This is a genomic window from Variovorax sp. 20P10.2.4 (genome assembly GCF_058244205.1).
Window position 1 is genome coordinate 1 of record NZ_JBZAYE010000934.1, and the last position, 2,168, is coordinate 2,168.

Below are 2,168 nucleotides of genomic sequence, written 5' to 3' on the forward strand. Positions count from 1 at the left end.
CGCCCTGGATCCAGCGGCGGCGAGGGGTGTGGAACACGGCGGTCTCCTTCGATGTTCGGGTCGTGCGGCGCCCGGTGCGGGCCCTGCCGGCATCGTAGGAACGGCCCCGCGCGCTCGCTGTGCCGGCGGTGCACAAAGCGCTTGTCCCAGCGTGCAGCCGGCTAGTGGTTAACCCGCAAGGCGAGGCGGCGCCCGCGCGGCCCACAATGGGCGCCCCATCCACCCCCAATGCCTCCCGCCGCGCCATGACCGCATCGCAGTTGCTGTCGACCGACGAAGTGCCGCCGCGCGAGCGCGGCCCGGCGTGGTGCGAGTGGGTGTACCGCCACTTCGGCGGCCTGGGCTCCGACCTCTACGGCGACGAGGTGCCGTTCGACGGCCACCTGGCGGCCTCGCGCGCGGGCGACGTGATCCTCACGCGCCTGGAGGCCAACCGCCACCGGGTGCTGCGCACCGCGCAGATGGCGCGCCTGAGCGACGCGGCCTACCTGAAGATCGTGGCGCCCTGGCAGGGCTCGGCCGAGGTGGTGCAGAAGGGCCGCGCGGCGGCGGTGCGCTCGGGCGGCTGGACGCTCTACGACACCACGCTCGACTACACGGTGGCCAACCCCGAGCGCAGCGACCACCTGATCGTGATGCTGCCCAAGGAACAGCTGGCCCTGCCCTCGCTGCCGCTCGCGCAGCTGGTGGCGCGGCGCGTCGGCGGCACCAGCGGCATCTCGCGCGTGGCGCTCGAGACCATGCGCAGCACCTACCAGGAGCTGCCCTCGATGAGCGAGGCGGCCGCGCGCGGCGCGGGCGAGCTGCTGATCCAGCTGGTGCGGCTGTCGCTGATGGAGCTGGCCGGCCAGCACACGCAGCAGACCCAGCGCGAGGCACTGGCCGACCGCATCCGCCACCACGTGGCGCAGAACCTGCACGACCCGGCCCTGTCGGTCGAGGGCATCGCGCAGGCGCTGCGCTGCAGCAAGCGGCTGCTGCACGGCGCCTTCGCCGATGGCGAGGACACGCTCGCGGGCCACATCCAGCAGCAGCGGCTGGCCGCCAGCATCCGCGCGCTGCGCGACCCGGCGCGCGCCGCCGAGCCGGTGACCGCGATCGCGCTCGCAGCCGGCTTCGTGAACCTCTCGCACTTCAGCCGCGTGTTCCGCGCCCACACGGGCCTGAGCCCGAGCGATTTCCGGCGCCAGGCACTCGGCTGAAGCCGGCGGTCCGCTGCGCTGCGGATAATGGTCGCCTCCCCCGTCCCCCCACCGCAGACGCCATGACCCTGTCCGCCTACCTGCTGTTCCTGCCGGCCTGCTTCGCCATCAACATGGCGTTCGGCCCCAACAACCTGCTCTCGGTGAGCAACGGCGCGCGCTACGGCATCGCGCAGGCCGTGACCGCCGCGGCCGGCCGCCTGGTGGCCTTCGCGCTGATGATCGCGATCGCCGGCCTGGGCATGGGCGCGGTGCTGGTCGCGTCCGAACTGGCCTTCGACGTCGTCAAGTGGATCGGCGCCGCCTACCTCGTGTGGATCGGCATCCGGCTGCTGCGCGCGCCCGCGCCCGAACTGGCGCGGCAGGCGCGCGAGCTCGCGGGCCCGCCGCCGATGCGCGTGCTGGTGCGGCAGGAGTTCACCGTCGCCGCGGGCAACCCGAAGGCGATCCTGGTGTTCACCGCCTTCTTCCCGCAGTTCGTGGTGCCGGGCGCCTATGCCTCGAGCTACCTGCTGCTGGGCCTGACCTTCCTGGTCTTCGAGGTGGTGGCGATCGCGCTCTATGCGCTGCTCGGCGCGCGCATGCGCCGGCTGGCCGGCGGCAGCCGCGCGATGCGCTGGTTCAACCGCGTGAGCGGCAGCATGATGATCGGCTTCGGCTGCCTGCTGGCGTTGACGCGGCGGCCGAGCTGATCGACGCCCGCCCTCTTTTCCAGCTTCAAGCCTTCAGGTACTCGGCCTTGGTGCCGAGCCAGCGGTCGATGTGCCGCCGTGCCAGCTCGGGATGCTGCTCGAGCATGCGCGGCGCGAGCTCGCGTGCCCAGTCGAGCAGCAGCGTGTCGGTCGTGAGGTCGGCGAAGCGCAGCAGCGGCGCGCCCGACTGGCGCGCGCCGAGGAACTCGCCGGGCCCGCGGATCTCGAGGTCGCGGCGCGCGATCTCGAAGCCGTCGCTGGTCTCGGCCATCGC

2 protein-coding genes and 1 pseudogene are annotated in these 2,168 nt (G+C 73.0%); 2 read left to right on the forward strand and 1 reads right to left on the reverse strand.

Annotated features, from left to right (window positions below; translation table 11 throughout):
• The first annotated feature begins 245 nt into the window (after positions 1–245).
• The gene (locus tag AC27VN_RS39590) at positions 246–1,202 is read left to right on the forward strand and encodes an AraC-like ligand-binding domain-containing protein (RefSeq protein ID WP_208509743.1); all 957 of its coding nucleotides are present in this window, start codon (positions 246–248) and stop codon (positions 1,200–1,202) included.
• A gap of 62 nt (positions 1,203–1,264) precedes the next feature.
• Positions 1,265–1,894 carry a LysE family translocator gene (locus AC27VN_RS39595; RefSeq protein ID WP_203203285.1) on the forward strand — a complete coding sequence of 210 codons (630 nt, stop codon included), beginning with the start codon at positions 1,265–1,267 and terminating at the stop codon, positions 1,892–1,894.
• 25 nt (positions 1,895–1,919) lie between these two features.
• On the opposite strand, the pseudogene AC27VN_RS39600 reads toward AC27VN_RS39595, so the two are convergent.
• Positions 1,920–2,168: pseudogene (locus tag AC27VN_RS39600) on the reverse strand (ATP-dependent DNA helicase RecG); the annotation flags it as partial.